Genomic DNA, 18477 nt, shown 5'->3' on the forward strand with positions numbered 1-18477 from the left:
TGCAGCCGTTGCCCGGGCTGGCGGAAAAATCAGTAACTGAAGAACAGAGGGATAAGCCAGAGCGCCGAGATCGAGTTCATGGCGAAAAAGCGGACTGCTGCGCCGCCGGCCAGCGGTGGGGTGGAACAGCGGGCACAAAAAATCACCAGCGAGGAGATGAGAAGATTCATGCCGGACGTCAGGGCCAGCAGAAATAATATCGCGATGGCGGCGCCGAGCGCGGCATAGCCATGCTGATGATGGCGCTGGTTATCCCAGAGGAGCAGTATCATCAGCAACCACGGATAGAGGGCGACCGCGGTGGTAATGAGATTAATATGTCTGACCAGCCAGTTCGGTTTGGTTTCCATTCTTTAAGCGATCCTTGCTGGGCGGGTGGCGGCCGCGGCGCCAGTCGACGTCCTGTCGACAGCCAATAGCATATCGGTGAGCCAGCGAGAAAGAAATGGCCTGCGCGGAAACCAGGAATTTCGCCCGCGTGCGTACGCCAGGCTGGCGGGAAGAGGGGCGGGAGACCGGCCGGGGATAAAGCGATAAGCGTCGCGCTATCCCGGGCCGTTAGATAGAGAGGAGAAGGGCTTAAGCGAGGTCGGCCATCAGCACCTTCGACCGGCGCTGATAGTTATACATCTGCTTTTTACTCTCCGGCAGCAGGTCGATATCCACCGGCGTGAAGCCGCGCTCCTGGAACCAGTGGATGCTGCGGGTGGTTAACACGAACAGTTTGCTCAGTCCCATCTGCCTGGCCTGAGCGGCAATACGCTCCAGCAGCACCTCTCCCCGCGACGAGCTCCGGTAATCCGGATGCACCGCCACGCAGGCCATTTCGCCGATCTTCTCTTCCGGGAAAGGATAGAGGGCGGCGCAGGCGATGGTGGTGTTATCGCGCTGAATAATGGTGAATTTGTCGATCTCCATCTCCAGCTGTTCGCGGGAACGGCGTACCAGAATGCCCTGCTGCTCGAGCGGGCTTATCAGCTCAAGAATACCGCCGATATCATTGATGGTCGCCCGACGGATCTGCTCCGCGCTCTCCATGACGATCTGGGTGCCGATGCCGTCGCGTGAAAACAGCTCCTGCAGCAGCGCGCCATTTTCCTGATAGCTGATCAGGTGGCAGCGCCGTACGCCGCTGCGGCAGGCCTTCACCGCCCCGCGCAGGAAGCGCACGGTGCCGGAGTTATAGTCTTCGTCTGCTTCCAGCTCTTCGACGCGGGCTTGCGCCTCATTAGGGAACAGTTCGGAGACAATTTCCCCGGCCTGGTTGTAAACCCCTTGCGACGAACAGAAGCCGATCATTTTCTCCGCCTTCAGCTTGATGGCCAGCTGGGTAGCGATCTCTTCCGAAGTCAGGTTAAAGCTCTCGCCGGTGACTGACACCGCGACCGGCCCCATCAGGACAATGGCGCCGCTGTCGAGCTGACGATGAATCGCCTCTTCGTCAATGCGGCGAATGCGTCCGCTGTGGCAATAATCGACGCCGTCATCGACGCCCAGCGGCTGGGCAATGATAAAGTTGCCGCTGACGACGTTGATATGGGCCCCCTGCAGCGGGGTGTTGTTGAGGCTCATCGACAGACGGGCGGTGATCTCCAGCTGCAGCATCCCCGCCGCCTGCTTAACCAGCTCCAGCGTTTTGGCGTCAGTCACTCGCGTCTGCTTGTGATAGACCGGCTCGTGATGATGCTCGGCGAGGTTAGCGTCAATCTGCGGGCGGGCGCCATAGACCACCACCAGGCGAATGCCCAGACTATGCAATAATCCTATGTCATTGACAATATTTGAGAAATTTTCATGCTCAATGGCTTCGCCGCCCAGCATGATGACAAACGTTTTTCCCCGATGGGCATTAATATAGGGAACAGAATGGCGGAATCCTTCTACCAGTTCAGTGCGACGTTCCTTCACCATGACAAACCCTCAATGCATGATTATTCGTAATTATTGTATTTTTATTCTGTTTTGCCGTTAAACGCAAGCCCCAATTTGAGGCTAAGCCGCGAAAAACATGTGACCCGGCGCAGGGTGTCAATGAATGTTTACCCTTTTATAGATGACAGGTTATATGCCTTTCGTTAAAGTTTCTGGTCAATCTGTTTGTTTTGGGTATAAATGCGTTTTTATTGCTTGGGAGTGGCATGTCGGGAAACAACTCTGGATTAAGCCGTCGCCGTTTATTGCAGGGGGCGGGCGCCATGTGGTTAATGAGCGTGAGCCCTGTTGGGCTGGCCGCCGCCGCGCGGGTGGTCGCTGTTCGCGTCTGGCCAGCATCGACCTACACCCGCGTCACGGTGGAATCGAATCATGTGCTGAAATACCGGCAGTTTGCCCTCAGTAATCCGGAACGGGTAGTGGTCGATCTGGAGGGGGTTAACCTGAACTCGGTACTGAAGGGCATGGGGGGGCAGATCCGCGCTGACGATCCCTTTATTAAGTCCGCCCGGGTGGGCCAGTTTGATCCGCAAACCGTGCGCATGGTCTTCGAACTCAAGCAGAACGTTAAGCCGCAGCTGTTTGCCCTCGCGCCGGTGGCCGGCTTTAAAGAGCGTCTGGTGATGGATCTCTACCCCGCCAACGCTACCGATGTTCAGGATCCGCTGCTGGCGCTGCTCGAGGATTACAACAAAGGCGATCTGGAGCGGCAGGTGCCGCCGGCGCAAAGCGGGCCGCAGCCGGGCAAAGCCGGGCGCGACCGGCCGATTGTCATCATGCTCGATCCCGGGCACGGCGGCGAAGACTCCGGTGCCGTGGGGAAGTATCGCACCCGCGAGAAAGATGTGGTACTACAGATCGCCCGTCGCCTGCGGGCGCTGATCGACAAAGAAGGCAATATGAAGGCCTATATGACCCGCAACGAAGACGTGTTCATCCCGTTGAAAGTGCGTGTCGCCAAGGCGCAGAAGCAGCGCGCCGACCTGTTCGTGTCGATTCACGCTGACGCCTTTACCAGCCGCCAGCCCAGCGGCTCTTCGGTGTTTGCCCTCTCCACCAAGGGGGCCACCAGTACCGCGGCAAAATATCTCGCCCAGACGCAGAACGCCTCGGATCTGATCGGTGGGGTCAGCAAGAGCGGCGACCGCTATGTCGACCACACCATGTTCGATATGGTGCAGTCCCTCACCATCGCCGACAGCCTCAAATTCGGCAAGGCGGTGCTGGAGAAAATGGGCAATATCAATAATTTGCACAAGAATCGGGTAGAGCAGGCGGGCTTTGCGGTACTGAAGGCGCCTGATATCCCCTCCATTCTGGTGGAGACGGCGTTTATCAGTAACGTGGAAGAAGAGCGGAAACTGAAAACGGCCAAATTCCAGCAGGAGGTGGCCGAGTCGATCCTCGCCGGGATTAAAGCCTACTTCGCCGACGGCGCGACGCTGGCCCGCCGCGGATAACCACACAGGAAAGGGACATGGCCTTACTGAAAAGCGCCCATGGCGGCAATATCCGCGAGGCCGCCGCCCTGCTGGGCATAGCCCCCGGCGAGCTGCTGGATTTTAGCGCCAACATCAATCCGCTGGGGATGCCTGCCTCGCTCAGGCAGGCGATCGTTGACAACCCAGGCTGCGCCGAACGCTACCCTGACGTCGAGTATCAACAGCTGCATCAGGCGCTGGCTGCCCACCATCAGTTGCCGGCGGCGCATATCCTCGCCGGCAACGGCGAAACTGAATCGATCTTCACCCTCGTCCACGGCCTTAAGCCGCGGCGGGCGATGATCGTCATTCCCGGTTTTGCGGAGTACCGGCGGGCGCTGCAGACGGTGGACTGCGAGGTGGTGGAGTATGCCCTGCGGGAGCGCGATGGCTGGCAGCTGACCGACGCGATCCTCGATGCCCTGACTCCGGCGCTGGACTGCCTGTTTCTCTGCACCCCGAACAACCCCACCGGCCTGCTGCCGGAGCGGGGCCTGCTGGAAGCCATTGCGCAGCGCTGCCGGGCGCTGAACATCAGCCTGATCCTCGATGAGGCCTTCCTCGACTTTATCCCCGACCAGCCGGGGTTTATTCCTCTGCTGGCGCAGCATCCGCACGTCTGGGTTCTGCGATCGCTGACCAAATTTTATGCCATTCCGGGGCTGCGTCTCGGCTACCTGCTGAACGCTGATGCCCAGGCGGTGGCCCGACTGCGCGCGCGACAAATGCCGTGGTCCATCAACGCCTATGCCGCCCTGGCCGGGGAAATTATTCTCCAGGATCGGGCGTATCAGCGGGCCACCTGGCAGTGGCTGCAGGAGGAGGGGGCGCGTTTCTATGCGCAGCTGCAGGAGATGGCCGGGCTGACCGTGTGGCCCGGGCGTGCTAACTACCTGTTCTTGCGCTGCGACAGAGCCGATTTTGACCTGCAATATGCCCTGCTGCGCCAGCATGTGCTGATCCGCAGCTGTGCCAACTACCCGGGGCTGGATAGCCGCTATTTCCGCGTGGCGATCCGCAGCGCCGAGGAAAACGACCAGCTGCTGGCGGCGTTGCGCCGGGTGCTGGCCTGAGGCCTACTGCAGGATGACGCCCCCGGGCACCATCGCCAACAGATGCTGCTGCGGCCAGTGGGCGGCGATGTCGCTGTCTGCCAGCCGCCATTGCAGAAATTCGACGTCATGCCGACGGCGGTCCAGCAGCAGGCCGACGACGCTGCCGCTGTGCGCCACGTTGAGACCATAGAGCCCTGCGCTTTCCACCAGGTCCAGTAGCGCGTCAAACCCCGGCTTAGGCAACAGCTGCTGGCTGGCAATGGCGCTGATGGTCGCTGCTTCGCCCAGCAGCTGCGGGTTGCCGCAGTGGCAGGCCTGCTGTACTTTCTCCCACGCCAGCTGCAGCCGGGAGGCGTTTGCCAACAGGCCCGGCTCGCGCGGCAGCTGGTGATAGTCGGTGGTGCGCAGCGTCAGCGGGCTCTCCAGCACTAACAGATCGAGCGCCGGCGGAGGGGGACAGGCGATTTGCGTGGCGGCGGTATTATGGTCGAACAGCGTCAGCTGGCGAAACAGGGTGCTGTCGGTGGGCTCCAGCGCGACGCACAGGCGCGCCAGCGTCGGCTCATCCAGTAGATGGCCCAGATGATGGGCGGTGGCGACGGCGGTGGCAGCGATATCGGCGGTGCTGCTGGCCATCCCTTTGGCCACCGGGATCGTTGAGTGCAGGGTGATGCGGATCTGCTGGCTCAGCGCTGGGGGGTAGCCCCAGTGGGCCAGCAGCTGGTCGACCATCGCCCGCGACAGCGGCCGCTCGTCTTTTCGCGGTACCCCGGTCTCGACCTCGACGGTGCTGTACCAGTCCACCGGACAGGAGACCAGCTTTTCGCTGCCGAGGATCCAGCCCTGGATAAGTTCTCCGCACGAGGCGGGACATTGTGCAACAGCCACGTTTTCACCTTTCCGCTTACCTTCGCCAGGGCGCATAGTGGCATGGCGACCCGCCGGTTACCATGATTCTCCGCAAGAGGAGGCGCGTCGTTTATGCCGACACCGCCAGCTCGCGCGCCTGCGGCAATGCAAGACGCATGACGTCGCGGGCAATCATAAGCTCTTCATTGGTGTTGATCACCGCCACTTTGACCAGCGCATTATCCGCCTGAATAAAGGTCGCGCTCCGCTGGTTTTTCTCGTCGTCCAGCGCGAGGCCGAGAAAATGCAAATTGCGGCAGATCGTCGCCCGCGCCCGGGCGGAATTCTCGCCTATGCCGCCGGTAAAGATCAGCGCGTCCAGACCTCCCATCTGCATGATATAGCTGCCGATAGTCGCGCGAATGCGTTCGGCAAACAGCGACAGCGCCAGAGCCGCCCGTTCGTTGCCGGCGTCGGCTGCCTGTTCGACGTCGCGGTAATCAGAGGACACGCCGGAGACGCCCAGCAGCCCGGATTCATTATTCAGCAGCTGGTTGAGCTGCTGGGCGGATTTCCCTTCTTTCTCCACCAGCCAGGGAAGAATCGACGGGTCGATATCGCCGCTGCGGGTGCCCATCATCACCCCGGACTGCGGGGTAAAGCCCATTGAGGTATTCACCGATTGCCCGCCTTTGATGGCGCAGACGCTACAGCCATTGCCCAGATGGCAGCTTACTACCCGCAGGGCGCTCAGCGGTACGCCCAGCTTTTCCGCCAGCGCGCTGCTGACATAGTGATGGCTGGTACCGTGAAAACCGTAGCGGCGAATGCCCAGCTCGGCGTAATAGCGCCAGGGGAGGGGATAGAGCCAGGTCTCCGGCGCCAGGGTCTGGTGAAAGGCGGTATCAAAAACCGCCACCGCCGGTACCGCGGGTAACAGCTGGCGAAAGAGACGTATGCCCAGCGCATTGACCGGGTTATGCAACGGCGCCAGCTCCGCCAGGCGCTCGATCTCCCGCAGGGTATCGTCGCAGACCAGCGCGGCGTCTTTGAAGCGTTCGCCGCCGTGGGCGACGCGGTGGCCAACGCCGTCGATCTCCTGCAGGCTGCTGAGGATCCCGCGGCCGGTCAGCGCCTCCAGCAGCAGGGTCACTGCCTCATGGTGATCGGCGATGGGCAGCGTCTCCTGCCATTTCTGTGCCGACGTTTTCAGCGTGAAGCGGGCCTCGGGCAGGCCGATACGTTCGATCAACCCCTGACAGAGCAACGCCCCCTGCGGCATGTTAAGCAGCTGAAACTTCAGGGAGGAGCTGCCGGCGTTAATCGCCATGATTTTATAGGTCATTGATATTCCTCTGCATTCAGGCAGGCGAACAGGTCATCAAGCCCGTCGCCGGTTAACGCGCTGGTGATAAAGATATGTCCGGCGCCCGCCGTCTCGAGCCATGTCCGGACCTGTTGCAGACGGGGCGGGGCGGCCAAATCGGCTTTAGTGATCACCCCGATGACCGGGCGGTTCATCGGGGCGGTAAACCCCGGAGAAAAAGGTGACCAGGGCGCATCGGCATTTAGTACCAGCGCGATGACATCGGCCTCGCAGGCGCTGGTGAGCAGTGCACTGTACAGGCAGCGGTTTTCCAGATATTCCCCGGGGGTATCGATGGCGGCCGGCGTCCAGACGATGGCCTGGGTTTTCTGATAGCGCAGGGTTTCGCCACGCAATACCTGGGTCAGCGAGGTTTTGCCGCACTGGCTGGGTCCGATTAGCATCAGGCGTTTCATGGGCTCAGGTCCGGGTAATTGGGCAAGCGGTGAAGCGCATCAGCTCACCGAGGGTGCGGGTGACCTGCCTGAGCGCGTACTCCACGGCGGAGACATCGCCGGTCAACACCACCGCGCCGGTGAAGCGATCGAGAAAACCGATCTCCACCGCGCCGGACTTGGTAGCGATGTCGCAGGCGATAATCGATGCTTCACTGGGGGTAATGGTAAGAATGCCGATGGCGGAGACCGCGTCCGGCAGACCCAGCTTTTTGAACAGATCTTTGCCAGGATTGGCAATGAGATGCGCCAGAGTGACCTGTTTGCCCGGGACATACTCCTGGATCATGCGTTCGGTAGGGGTTTGCGGTTCCATTATCCCTCCATCAGCTGTTGCCACAGCGCATCGTGCGGTCGCGGGATCACTGCCCGGTGAACCAGTAATCCTTTCTCGCCTGCGCTGTCGCTGGCCACCGTGACGGCGTTGTCGACATCGGCGATATCACCCGCCACCACCATGTAGCATTTGCCGCCGATACCAAACGCCATATGGACCCGCACCAGGGTGACGTTGGCCGCTTTCACCGCGTGGTCGGCGGCGCTGATGCACGCCGCCACGCTCCAGGTTTCGACGATCCCCGCCGCCTGCCGCTGCCCGACCACGTTGAGACCGCTGATCGCCGGTAGTACGCTGGGGTGAATGTTGGCCAGCACCAGGCTGTCCACCAGCATCTCCCCGGCGCGCGCGGTGCCGGCGGCGATTGCCTGCTGCACGGCGCCGACGTCGCCGCCGAGCATCAGCAGGAATTTCCCGGGGCAAAGGGTTCTGCAGAGCAGGAGCTGTACGTTCGCGCTTTTCAGCATGACGTCGCCCAGCTCCATCCCCCTGGCGATGCTGGTCAGTTCTAAAATTCCGATAGCCTGGGTCATGATTAACCTCTTACAAGCGTAATGGCCTGCTCCGTGATGGCGGAGACCAGGCCGTCAATACTGGCGTGCACCGGCGCGCCGAGGGCGTCGGCGGGGATATCCGCCAGCACCTGGCCGCGCGTTACCCGCTCTCCCGGCGCGACGCAGGGCACGGCGCTGATGCCGATATGCTGGCGCAGGGGCAGGGTGACGCAGGCCACCTCCGGCTCCACCGCCGTCAGCGGCGCTTCCTGATACCAGGGATCAAGTCCCAGTTTGCTGATGAGCCGCTTGACCGGCACCAGGCGGTGCTTCGCCATCTCGTCCGCCGGACGCAGCGGTCCGTCGTAGCGCAGGTTTTTCGCCCTCAGCTCACGTTTCAGCAGACGGTTGATGCGCATGGGGGAAATACCCACCGGGCAGGCGACGCTCTCGCAAACGTTGCACTCCGAACAGGTCAGGGCGCTGAGCAGCAGCGACGGGGTGGCCGCCTGGCGATAGTTCACCGCCCGCACCAGCAGATGAGGGGAAAGCTCATGGCCGATCAGGTGCCGGGGGCATAAATCTGTGCATAAACGGCACTGTTCACAGACGGTGCGGGCGATGGCGAGCAGCGTTCGTTCATCCTGCCGCCGTCGCTGGATCAATGGATGGTTGCCCGGGAGCACCAGCAGGCCGCCGGTGGTTTTGGTGACCGGTGTCTCGAGGGAGGTAATAAGCGAGCCCATCATCGGACCGCCGTTGATAAACCCCGGATCGTCAACCGTCGCGCCGCCGGCCAGATCCAGCACCTCGCGCAGCGATATACCCAGTGGTACGGCCAGCGTCAGCGGACGGGCGACGGCGCCATTGACGGTCAACGTCCGGCGAGTCACCGGATAGCCCTGTTCCACGGCTCTGGCGATATTGAGCACCGTCTGCACGTTATTGACCACCACGCCGACGCTGACCGGCAGCGCGGCAGGTGGTACGCGGCGTCCCGTCGCCAGCCAGATAGTGAGCACCTCATCCCCGGCCGGATAGACGTCAGGCAGAATATGCAGCCGGGCCCATTCCGGGAGTCGTGGGGTTAGTGCCGCAATCGCCGGAGCATATTTCGCCTTCAGGGCAATGATCCCTTCCCGGGCGCCAGTGGCGGTCATCGCGTAACCCAGGCCGCGAATCAGTCGGTCAGCCTGCTGAGCCATCAGCTGTTGGTCAACCTTCAGCATCGGTTCGCATTCGGCGGCGTTCACCAGCACGGTGTCCACCCGGGCCTGCAGTTTGATGTGGGTCGGAAAGCCTGCGCCACCGGCTCCTACGACGCCAGCGGCCCGAACGCGTTCACGGATCTCCGCTGCATCAATGCTTGATAGTGGCACTATCGCTTCACTCATTGCAGGTTCTCCAGCAGTTGCGCGATGGCCGCGCCATCGACCGGACGCGGGTTGGTGCGCAGGGTGGCGTCGGCCAGCGCGGCCGGCACCATGGCGGGAATTCGCGATAAGAAAAGGGGATACTTTTCCTGCAGTGCGCCCTTGAGGGTGGGAATGGCGCACTGCTGTTTCAGCGTTTCCACCGCGGTAAGCAGCGCCTGGAAAGCCTCCTGTTCGCCAGCTGCGGGCGGGCAGAAGCGGCAGGCCCTGGCCAGGCGCGCATAGCGCTTAGCCGCTCGCGGCTCGCCGGCATTGAAGCGGATCACCGCGGTCAGCAGCAGCGCATTGGCCAGGCCATGGGGGAGGTGAAACTGGCCGCCAAGCTGATGGGCGATCGCATGATTGAGCCCAAGGCCAGCCTGGCTAAAGGCCATACCGGCGAGGGTTGATGCATTGTGCATTTTGCTGCGGGTCGCAATGCAGTCGCCCTGACGAATCGCAACGGGCAGGGCGCGAAACACCAGCCTTACGGCCTTTTCCGCCAGCGCATCGGTAAAATCGGTGGCCTGCGGCGAGACCCATGCCTCCAGGGCGTGGGTCAGCGCGTCCAGCCCGGTATGGGCTGTGATGGTGGGCGGTACGCTAACCATCAGCGTCGGGTCGATGATCGCCATGTCGGGACAGAGCGCCTCATGGAACAGCGGGTACTTGATCCCTTTTTCCGGGTCGCTGATGACGCAGGCGCTGGTCACTTCCGAACCGGTACCGCTGGTGGTGGGGATCGCCACGCAGGTGTCGACAGGCAGACCGCCCTGCTGGCTGAACCAGACGATAGCCTTGGCGGCATCCATCGCCGAGCCGCCGCCGAAGCCGATCACCACCTGCGGACGCAGGGCCTGCATCTGCGCTATCCCTTTCGCCACGGTGTGAATGGTCGGATCCGGTGTAATATCGCTGAACACGCTGACGCGGTTGCTGGCGGGCAGCGCGGCGCGCAGTCGGTCAAGCAGCGGCGAGCGCGCCAGGAAGCCGTCGCAGACGATCCAGATGTGCTGATGGCTAAAGCGCTGCAGCGCGGCCAGGCTGCCCGGGCCGCTGTAGAGGCGCGTTTGCAGAGAAAAGGTATGCATGGCGCCCCCGGTTAGCGAATGGAAAAACCGTTGGTCAACACGCAGCGCCGCAGGCGGGCGAACGTCCGCGCGGAGGTGGTGCCTTCTCCGGTTGGCGTGGCGATGGTGAAGGTGGTAAACCCTTCGCCGCCGACGCCGATTCCCGCGTAAGACGGGCCATTTTTGACAAAAATGGAGGTCTGCAGGGTGCGTGCCGCCAGATTGAGCCGCGAGACATTCTGCGAGTGCATAATGGCGGTGTGGTGCAGACCCTCCTCAACGCGCAGGGCCAGCGCCAGGGCGCTGTCAAAGTCGGCGACCCTGACGATCGGCAGCACCGGCATCAGCTGCTCGCAGGTCACCCAGGGGTCGTTCGCCTCCACCTCGGCTATCAGCAGGCGAGGGGGGCGAGGCGGAACGGCGAGACCCGCCGCCGCCAGCAGCGCAGCCGGGCTTTTACCGACCAGTTTTTTATTCGCCGCGCCGTCGGGCAGGCAGACGGCACGCAGGGTATCGGCCTCCTGTCGGCTCAACAGCAGCGCGTCAAAATCCTGCATCTGCTGGATCAGGCGGTCAGCGACGGAGGCGACGACGATCAGGCTTTTTTCGGCGATACAGGGCAGGTTGTAATCGAAGGCGGCGCCGCTGATGATATCTTCGGCGGCTTTGACGAGATCGGCGGTTTCATCAACGATGCACGGCGGATTGCCGGCGCCAGCGCCGATCACTTTTTTACCGCTTTTCATGCCCATCGCCACAATGCCAGGGCCACCGGTGATAGCCAGAACGGCAATCAGCGGGTGGGACATCATTTGCTGGGTGGCTTCAAAGGTCGGCTCGGCAACGGTCACCACCAGGTTACGGATCCCGCTGCAGCGGTAGGCGATCTCTTCGATCCTGGCGATAAGCTTCAACGAGACCTTTTTCGCGCCGGGATGGGGGCTGAAATAGACGCTGTTACCCGCCGCCAGCATGCTGATACTGTTGTTGATAATGGTTTCCGTTGGGTTGGTGCTGGGCGCCACGGCGCCAATAACCCCGAATGGCGAGTACTCAAACAGCACCATCCCGCCATCGCCGGTGAGGGCGCTGGTAGTGAGATCCTCTATGCCCGGCGTGTTTTCAAGAGCGGCTTTATTTTTCAGATATTTATCTTCTTTGTTGCCCATGCCGGTTTCCGTGGCGCTCTCTTCCGCCAGCGTCGCCAGCTCGGGGGCCAGCGTCTCCCGCAGGGCGCTGATAATGGCGCTGCGGGTTTTTAGCGGACACTGCTGATAGCGGAGAAAAGCCTGATGAGCGGCGTCGATGGCGCTGCCGACATCGCAGAAAATGCCCTGCTCTTGCTGAGGGGCAGGGGGCGTCGGCGCGAGCTTTTCACTGAGGATGGTGCGGATAAGGGTTTCCAGTTCTGCTGTATTCATTGATGAGTTCTCACGTTAATGGCCGCCATGGCAGCCTGTGCAATAGCCATATCCTGCTCGACGCTGCCGCCGCTAATGCCGAGGCCGGCTATTAGCTGGCCATCGCGCCACAGCGGATATCCGCCGCCAAAGGTGACGACTTTGCCCTGCAGATGGCTCTCCAGACCGTACAGCGCAGCGCCTGGCTGTACGGTCGTCGCGAGCTCGTGGGTGGCGGTTTTCATGGCGACGGCGGTCCAGGCTTTTTTCGGCGCCAGCTCGCTGCTGACCAGCAGCGCATCGGGCATTCGCCAGGTCACGGTTTCGGTGCCGTGTGCGTCAACGATGCTGACCACCACCGGCACCTGCAGCTGGCGGGCGTGTTCAATGGCCTGACGGATGAGCTGATGCAGCTCGTGAAAGGAGAGCGACCCGGCCTGGGCTTTGGGCGCGTCGGGCGCAGGCGACCCGCTGGCGGCCAGATAGCGGGCCGCGATCTCCGTCACAAGGCGGCGCTGGTGAGCGGCATGATCCTCGCTGCGCGCCAGGGCATACAGGCAGTCAGATAAGCGGTTCAGATAACGCAGCAGTATCTGACGGATAGTAACCTCTGCCGCCAGCTCGACCAGCCGGCGCTCCGCCCGTCTGGCAACGGTGCGGGCCAGGTGCAGACGGCTGGCGGCTTCACAGCGTCCGGGCAATACAAACTGGTGCAGCGCCGGCACGCGGGCCATCTCGCGATCGATGGTCTGCTCCAGCAGGGCAATCTCTTCGCTGCTGATATAGCGCTTACCCGGTGATGGCTGTTCGCTGTCGCTGGCGAGCTCCGCGCTGAACCAAAAAATGTGCTGCTGCAGGGCTTCGAGCAGGGTGCGCTGTTCCTCTTCAGCGACGGCGCAGACGCACAGGCTCAGCATGGCGTTCAGTTCATCCAGGGTGCCGTAGGCTTCGACGCGCGGATGCGTCTTGCTGACCCGCTGGCCGGTAAAGAGTGATGTACTGCCGGCATCGCCGGTTCGGGTATAGATAGCCACAGGCGCCCCCTTAGCGTGAAAGTGAGTCAACAATGCCCACGACGGCAAGATCGATGGCCTCATTCGGGCCGCTGAAAACGTGGCGTGCGCTCGAGCCGCTGCAGAGCAGCACCAGCTCGCCGACGCCAGCGCCAACCGAATCTACCGCCACTTCATCGCCGCTCGTGGGGAGAATCGGACGATCGTCGTCCGCGCTTACCCGGCGCACCAGCAGCAGTTTTTTGCCGTTCAGAGAGGGCGATTTTTGCGTCGAGACGACGGCGCCGGTCACGCGTGCCAGATGCATAGTTCACTCCTGCTTAATCAATTGAACATGCCGCGCGACGGCCGCTTCGCGGGCGAGGGCGGTGATAATGGGACGGCGGCGCAGCACCAGATAGCCGCCACTGAAACGGGCTACGTCGGCATAGGTGAGCACCAACGCGGCGTGAAGCCTGACGGGCTGGCCAAGCGGATCGCTGAACGTCAGCGGCAAGCGGGCGAGTTTTTTTACCGCCAGCGCGGGGAGCAGGGCGGGAAGCAGCGTTAGCTGTACCCGAACGCCCCAGGCCATCGCCTCATGCAGTGCGCAACCGGCTGCCGCCAGCGCACGCTGGCCGGCAAGCTGCTCCAGCAGCGGTAAATCCACCTGCACGATGCGCAGCGAAGCGTGCTGGCACAGCAGGCTGCGGATATCCGCTTCGCCGAGCTGGGCCACGCTGAGCGTGGCCGTGCTGAGGGCGCGATGGCGCAGACGGGCGGCGACCTCTTCGACGATACGCTGCAGCATCGCGTGGTTCATGGCTTCGTCACCAGCGTTGCCCAGGCTTGCGCAGCGTCAGCGCCTGCCGCATTGGCCTCGTCAGTATCGATGTGCATCTCAAGACGCATATCCGGGGCAACGCGGACCGCCACGTTGTCGAAGATAAGCCGCCTGTCGCTGCCTTCGATCGCCACCGCGACGCTATCGCCATGGGAGACGCGCAGGATCAACGCATCAAGTGGCGACATATGAATATGTCGCTGGGCAACAATCGTCCCGCCGCTCAACTCCAGTTCGGCAAAGGGGCTTATCAGGCGGATCCCCGGCGAGCCCTGCAGATTGCCGGACATGCGCAGCGGCGCGGCGATACCGAGGATCCGGGCGTCGGTGCGTGAGATTTCCACCTGGCTGGTCTGGCGCAAAGGGCCGAGCAGGCGCACGTTGTTTAATCGCCCTTTGGGGCCAACCAGGGTCACCGTCTGCTCTGCAGCATATTGTCCCGGCTGCAGCAGCGCTTTTTTCGGCTGGATGGGCTGCGCGGGAAAAAGCCTGGCATAGTCAGCCGCCGCTAAATGGATATGGCGACTGGAGATACCGATTGGAATGGGACGCTGGCGCATCTCATCCAGCACTTTGTTGACTGTCGAAGCCAGCTGTTGTTTATCCATTACGCGTCACCTCGTTTACCGGCGTGCAGGCACTGCGAGCGGGGATCGCCTTTTTGTCGTGGGCAGTGTGGGTCCAGGCACAGGTTGCAGGTCACCCGCTCCGTAGAGTGGGAGGGGGCGTCTGTGAGGGCCGTGTTCTCCTCCGTCACGGCGACGTCAGGCGCTGGTGAAGGCGCCTGGACGCGGGCCGGCAGCAGGCCTTCCCCGGGCCTGGCGATAACCTTCTGCGCTACCAGCCCCTGCTGCCGTTCGGCGAGTTCGGCCCCGGTCATCACCGCCGCCTGGACAGAGGCCACATCACCGACGATCTTCACCACCATCCAGCCGGAACCGTTGGTCTTTTCCAGGGCGAGCAGCGTGATGGCGGCCGCTTTCGCCATAGCGTCGGCGCAGGTGATGGCCAGGGCCAGACCGCTGACCTCAAGTAATCCCAGTGATTGCTTCACGCGGTGCTCCTTTTTTGAGGGTCAGACGGATTTCGGCAGAATGGCCTCAACATCGCTATGCGGGCGCGGGATCACATGGCTGGACTTGACCTCGCCGACCACGCTGGCCGCCGCGCTGCCGGCGTCAACGGCGGCTTTGACCGCGCCGACGTCTCCGCGGACCATCACGGTAATCAGCCCGGAGCCAATTTTTTCGTAACCAATCAACTGCACGTTGGCGGATTTCACCATTGCATCAGCGGCTTCAATGGCGCCAACCAGGCCTTTCGTTTCAACCAGTCCTAGTGCGTTATTCATACTGCGTTCTCCTGTGGATTAAGCATGGCGATCCCGAAATGGGATCCCTTTGACGAGACGAGCCGCATTGTTGCCAGTGTTTCGCCGGGCCAGCCTGTTCTGGTGATACATCAGCGAAAACAACGGAGTTGATGCGGGTAAATTTTTGTAGTGCACGATGAGCCGTTCCCGGTCGCAGGCGATGCCTACCTGCAGCGGCGAACGCTGCGCCGCCTGCCAGGCGTGATGGATAAGATCGCCGCCGGTCTGCGGCTGCAGAACAAAAGGAATGCCTTCCTCTTCAATGCCCAGCAGGACATCGCGCCACTGTTCGCTGCATTCGTCAGTGACGGCAATGACGATGGCGGGGGCGACTACGCTACTCTCCATGTGTGCCTCCTTTTTGCCAGGAAAGGAGTAATCCGCTGGCGACCGCATTGCGTGGGCCTTCACAGCCGCGGATATTGCCGCGCCCGGCAACCAGCCGGTAGTGCGCCAGCGCGTCGGTGACCAGCTGGGGGATCTCGAAATCGAGGGACGAGCCGCCCACCAGCACCACGAACGGGATGTCGCGAATGTTGCCGGTAGGGCTCACCTGGCGTAACGCTCGCAGGGCGTTGGTGACAAAGACGCGTGATTTGGCGCTACGGCGAATGGCGCGCACTTTCTCCAGCGGCAGATCGCCGGGCAGGGGAACCAGTTCATCCGGTTTCACCACGCAGACGCGGGCAAATACCGTCGGTGGTAAGGCCGACGGAAAAAACTGGACGCTGCCGTCTTCATGACGCAGATGAAACAGGCTTTCGACTTTTGCCAGCGGATATTTTTTGATCTCTTCCGCCAGGTAGCGGTCCTCAAGCCCCAGCTCGCGGGCGATGATCATCGTGACCATATCGCCGGCGCCGGCCAGGTGAGTGGCGCTGATCTCTCCCTGCGCATTGATAATGGAGGCGTCGGTCGACCCGGCGCCCAGATCGAGGATTGCCAGCGGGCGCGTGGTGCCGGGAGTGGTGAGCGCCCCAAGAATGGCCGCCTCCGCTTCGGCGCCGCCCACCTGAACCGCAATCTGCAGTTTGTGCTCAATTTCACGGGCGATGAGGGCCATCTGCAGGCGATCCGACTTGACCATCGAGGCGATACCCACCGCCTGCTCCAGCGAGAACTCCCCCGCAAGACCGCCGGTCACGCTGACTGGCACCGCCGTATCAACGGCCAGCAGATCCTGAATGCGGATCTCCTGAGCTGGCTTATTGGTAAGCTCCGCCATGGTCTGGCGCACGTGCTCTAGCATGCCGCCGATATTGGTGCCCGCTTCTCCCGCGACGTTGTCCAGTTTGCCGCAGCCGTCAACCGCTTTCATGATGGCTTCCGCCCCGGCGGCCACATCAACCTGTACGCTGCGCCCCTGAGCGATGAGCAGCAGATTACCTGCCGGAATAGCGCGGGCCTTGACGTCGCCGGAGGGGGTTTTCACCACCACGGCCGAGCGGTTGCCAATCAGCGCCCGCGCCATTGGCACGATATTTTTGGTCTCCTCGGCGTTGAGATCGAAAACGGTCGCAATACCGTAGGGGTTGGAGAGCGTTTCGATGATCTTACCGGGTAAAGCGACCTCGACGGCCGCCAGCATGCCAAGTGGAATCCGGTCGATATGCTGAACTTCGTCGATCACCGGCAGCGGTTGCTGTAGCCGGTTATTGACCAGCACGCCGTCATCCTGCTGCAAAATAATGCCGGTTATCTGATAGCCCGCTGCCGTTGCCGCATTGACCATCGCGGCGACATCGGCAAAGTCAAAGGCCGAGGAGACCACCAGAATATAGGGAGTGCCCGCGGAGCAGGACAGCAGCGCCTCTGGTGTGATGGTGATGCCGACCCCCAGTCCGACGCCGCCGGGTGTCTTCGGGTTATGGCCGATCATGGTGGACTCGGTGATGATGGTTTCCGTGATGGTTTCCATCGCCACATCGCCAATGACCGGCGTGGCTTCGTTAATGCGAATAAGCGAAATATCGCTGAGCTGAATGCCGGCCGCTTTTGCCGCCTGCGTTAGCGCCTCCTGGATACCGAACACATTTCGTAATGTGCCTTTTATACCCGTGGTTTCAGCCAACGCGCTGTGGCGAATGTTCAGCACACCTGCGTCATCGACCGTCGCCAGGGCGACTTCTGTCGAGGAGTTGCCAATATCAATGCCAGCGATATAGCGCATGCTTACCCCCCTGTTAATCGTCGCCTTTGAGTTTCTTACGCTCGATGTACAGCCCGGCCGCTTCCCGAACAAAGGCGGCACAGAGTCGTGCCTGGTAGCGATGCTCGAGGTCATCAGCGATCGCCAGTAGCTCCGCCTGGGTGGAACGGTATGGGCGCAGGGCGTTGTAGATCTCAAGGATTCGGTCGTCGGGAACCGCGGTGAGCTCTGCGGCCCGCTCAAAGTTCATCGCCAGCCGATCGCGTCCGGCATCCTGGGCGATCGCCGCCTGCATACGCAGCGTTTCCGGAGTGATGCGCATGTCCTGCGCCGTAACGCGATCGCTTAATACGTTCTCCAGCGTCAGGTCATCGAGCGTTTTATTGGTAGCGGTTTTGACCCACTCCGGATGGCGGGTCGCTAACGGGTAGTCGCTAACTTTTGGCTGGCGAACGGTGTCGTTTGTCGGCGCGGCTGGCGCGGGCGTTATCCCGTCCTGTAGGCTGTTCATCCGGCTCAGCACGTCGCGTACCATGGATTCAATTGCGTCGGTATTCATCGGGATATCCTTTGTTAAAGCGCCACGCGCAGTTCCTGCGGGTTTTTGCCCGTCACCACGTATTTGGTCTCTTTAATGTGCAAAATGGCCGACTTCGCCTGGTATTTGGGACGAGCCATCTGATCGTTAAGCGTCGGCACCGGCTGCGGTGACTCGCGTTTGGCGTAGCGCGCGGCGTTTTTGCCAATCTGACGGTAGGTTTCCAGCGTCAGCAGCGGCGCCTGCGGGAAGAGTTCCAGATTGGAAAGCGGCGGCAGGCCGCGCTGGTGGATGACGGTGGTGCCTTTCGACTGAATACCGATCGAGATGCCGGAGCCGCTCAGGCGGTTGCCTTCCACTGCCACGAAGGCGACGTCAGAAGACTTAAAGCAGCGGATCACTCGGGCTTTGATGCCTTCTTCCTCAATGCCGGCGATCACTTCGCGCAGAATATTTTTATGCGGAATGCCGACGATATTGGCGGTTTGCGCCAGACCAAACGCTGGCCCGACGGCAATAATGACTTCATCCTGCTGCGTGCCGGGTTTGGCTTCGCCGATTTCCGTCAGGAAGCTGTTGCCGGACACAGGCGCAACGGCGACCGGTGCGGCAGAGGCGACAGAAGCCGCAGGCGCGCTAAAGGAGACCGGCTTATCTGCGCCTGATTTCATCTCCGACAGCACCTCTTCGATAATCTGGCGCAGCAGCGTTTCGTTAATTTCCATTTTTCA

The 18477-nt window shown here is 61.8% G+C and carries 22 protein-coding genes; 2 read left to right on the forward strand and 20 right to left on the reverse strand.

Annotated elements, in window-relative coordinates; translation table 11 throughout:
- Nucleotides 1–29: 29 nt before the first annotated feature.
- Both ACR809_RS04625 and argA read right to left on the reverse strand, forming a co-directional pair.
- Entirely contained in the window at nucleotides 30–350 is a 321-nt protein-coding gene (locus tag ACR809_RS04625; protein WP_002915873.1) for a hypothetical protein, read from the reverse strand.
- A gap of 229 nt (nucleotides 351–579) precedes the next feature.
- On the reverse strand, nucleotides 580–1911 hold the full coding sequence (gene argA, locus ACR809_RS04630; protein WP_004149616.1) for an amino-acid N-acetyltransferase: 1332 nt from the start codon (nucleotides 1909–1911) through the stop codon (nucleotides 580–582).
- Between the two features lie 227 nt (nucleotides 1912–2138).
- On the opposite strand from argA, the gene amiC reads away from it, so the two are divergent.
- Nucleotides 2139–3392: an N-acetylmuramoyl-L-alanine amidase AmiC gene (amiC, locus tag ACR809_RS04635; protein WP_004174538.1), complete on the forward strand. Its 1254-nt coding sequence runs from the start codon at nucleotides 2139–2141 to the stop codon at nucleotides 3390–3392.
- Nucleotides 3393–3409: 17 nt separating this feature from the next.
- The gene (gene cobD, locus ACR809_RS04640; RefSeq protein WP_004143954.1) at nucleotides 3410–4486 is read left to right on the forward strand and encodes a threonine-phosphate decarboxylase CobD; all 1077 of its coding nucleotides are present in this window, start codon (nucleotides 3410–3412) and stop codon (nucleotides 4484–4486) included.
- Nucleotides 4487–4489: 3 nt separating this feature from the next.
- On the opposite strand, the gene ACR809_RS04645 is transcribed toward cobD, so the two are convergent.
- The 18 genes from ACR809_RS04645 to pduD form a co-directional block, all read right to left on the reverse strand.
- Nucleotides 4490–5356 carry a GHMP family kinase ATP-binding protein gene (locus ACR809_RS04645; RefSeq protein WP_004193729.1) on the reverse strand — a complete coding sequence of 289 codons (867 nt, stop codon included), beginning with the start codon at nucleotides 5354–5356 and terminating at the stop codon, nucleotides 4490–4492.
- 91 nt (nucleotides 5357–5447) lie between these two features.
- Nucleotides 5448–6662, reverse strand: coding sequence for an acetate/propionate family kinase (locus ACR809_RS04650; protein ID WP_108452210.1), 1215 nt, complete (start codon nucleotides 6660–6662; stop codon nucleotides 5448–5450).
- Nucleotides 6659–7099, reverse strand: a complete 441-nt coding sequence (gene pduV, locus ACR809_RS04655) for a propanediol utilization protein PduV (RefSeq protein ID WP_002915858.1) — start codon at nucleotides 7097–7099, stop codon at nucleotides 6659–6661. Before pduV ends, ACR809_RS04650 begins: the two co-directional genes overlap by 4 nt.
- Nucleotides 7100–7103: 4 nt before the next feature.
- Complete coding sequence (gene pduU / locus ACR809_RS04660) at nucleotides 7104–7454, reverse strand: propanediol utilization microcompartment protein PduU (protein WP_002915850.1); 351 nt, start codon at nucleotides 7452–7454, stop codon at nucleotides 7104–7106.
- Nucleotides 7454–8008, reverse strand: coding sequence for a propanediol utilization microcompartment protein PduT (pduT, locus tag ACR809_RS04665; protein WP_004181171.1), 555 nt, complete (start codon nucleotides 8006–8008; stop codon nucleotides 7454–7456). Before pduT ends, pduU begins: the two co-directional genes overlap by 1 nt.
- A gap of 2 nt (nucleotides 8009–8010) precedes the next feature.
- A complete protein-coding gene (locus ACR809_RS04670; RefSeq protein WP_004149613.1) occupies nucleotides 8011–9363 on the reverse strand; it encodes a 4Fe-4S dicluster domain-containing protein in 1353 nt (450 codons plus the stop codon).
- A complete protein-coding gene (gene pduQ, locus ACR809_RS04675; RefSeq protein WP_038435662.1) occupies nucleotides 9360–10472 on the reverse strand; it encodes a 1-propanol dehydrogenase PduQ in 1113 nt (370 codons plus the stop codon). The genes ACR809_RS04670 and pduQ overlap by 4 nt, the downstream gene beginning before the upstream one ends.
- Nucleotides 10473–10483: 11 nt before the next feature.
- Nucleotides 10484–11872 carry a CoA-acylating propionaldehyde dehydrogenase PduP gene (gene pduP, locus ACR809_RS04680; protein WP_004143947.1) on the reverse strand — a complete coding sequence of 463 codons (1389 nt, stop codon included), beginning with the start codon at nucleotides 11870–11872 and terminating at the stop codon, nucleotides 10484–10486.
- Nucleotides 11869–12885, reverse strand: coding sequence for a two-domain cob(I)yrinic acid a,c-diamide adenosyltransferase PduO (pduO, locus tag ACR809_RS04685; RefSeq protein ID WP_004185478.1), 1017 nt, complete (start codon nucleotides 12883–12885; stop codon nucleotides 11869–11871). The genes pduP and pduO overlap by 4 nt, the downstream gene beginning before the upstream one ends.
- 10 nt (nucleotides 12886–12895) lie before the next feature.
- Complete coding sequence (locus ACR809_RS04690) at nucleotides 12896–13171, reverse strand: EutN/CcmL family microcompartment protein (RefSeq protein ID WP_002915814.1); 276 nt, start codon at nucleotides 13169–13171, stop codon at nucleotides 12896–12898.
- A 3-nt stretch (nucleotides 13172–13174) separates the two neighbouring features.
- A complete protein-coding gene (gene pduM, locus ACR809_RS04695) occupies nucleotides 13175–13666 on the reverse strand; it encodes a microcompartment protein PduM (RefSeq protein ID WP_122051080.1) in 492 nt (163 codons plus the stop codon).
- On the reverse strand, nucleotides 13663–14295 hold the full coding sequence (locus ACR809_RS04700) for a phosphate propanoyltransferase (protein ID WP_064146047.1): 633 nt from the start codon (nucleotides 14293–14295) through the stop codon (nucleotides 13663–13665). The genes pduM and ACR809_RS04700 overlap by 4 nt, the downstream gene beginning before the upstream one ends.
- Nucleotides 14295–14741 (reverse strand): BMC domain-containing protein, encoded by a 447-nt coding sequence (locus ACR809_RS04705; protein WP_122051081.1) that lies wholly within the window; start codon nucleotides 14739–14741, stop codon nucleotides 14295–14297. The genes ACR809_RS04700 and ACR809_RS04705 overlap by 1 nt, the downstream gene beginning before the upstream one ends.
- A gap of 21 nt (nucleotides 14742–14762) precedes the next feature.
- Nucleotides 14763–15038 carry a propanediol utilization microcompartment protein PduJ gene (pduJ, locus tag ACR809_RS04710; RefSeq protein ID WP_002915806.1) on the reverse strand — a complete coding sequence of 92 codons (276 nt, stop codon included), beginning with the start codon at nucleotides 15036–15038 and terminating at the stop codon, nucleotides 14763–14765.
- Nucleotides 15039–15056: 18 nt separating this feature from the next.
- Entirely contained in the window at nucleotides 15057–15407 is a 351-nt protein-coding gene (locus ACR809_RS04715; RefSeq protein WP_002915803.1) for a glycerol dehydratase reactivase beta/small subunit family protein, read from the reverse strand.
- Nucleotides 15397–17229 (reverse strand): diol dehydratase reactivase subunit alpha, encoded by a 1833-nt coding sequence (locus ACR809_RS04720; protein WP_004149610.1) that lies wholly within the window; start codon nucleotides 17227–17229, stop codon nucleotides 15397–15399. Before ACR809_RS04720 ends, ACR809_RS04715 begins: the two co-directional genes overlap by 11 nt.
- Nucleotides 17230–17242: 13 nt before the next feature.
- The gene (gene pduE, locus ACR809_RS04725; RefSeq protein WP_002915750.1) at nucleotides 17243–17767 is read right to left on the reverse strand and encodes a propanediol dehydratase small subunit PduE; all 525 of its coding nucleotides are present in this window, start codon (nucleotides 17765–17767) and stop codon (nucleotides 17243–17245) included.
- Between the two features lie 14 nt (nucleotides 17768–17781).
- A complete protein-coding gene (gene pduD, locus ACR809_RS04730) occupies nucleotides 17782–18471 on the reverse strand; it encodes a propanediol dehydratase medium subunit PduD (RefSeq protein WP_122051082.1) in 690 nt (229 codons plus the stop codon).
- Between the last annotated feature and the right edge of the window lie 6 nt (nucleotides 18472–18477).

It is taken from the genome of Klebsiella sp. CD33 (assembly GCF_051992865.1).
Taxonomy (GTDB): Bacteria; Pseudomonadota; Gammaproteobacteria; order Enterobacterales; family Enterobacteriaceae; genus Klebsiella; species Klebsiella pneumoniae.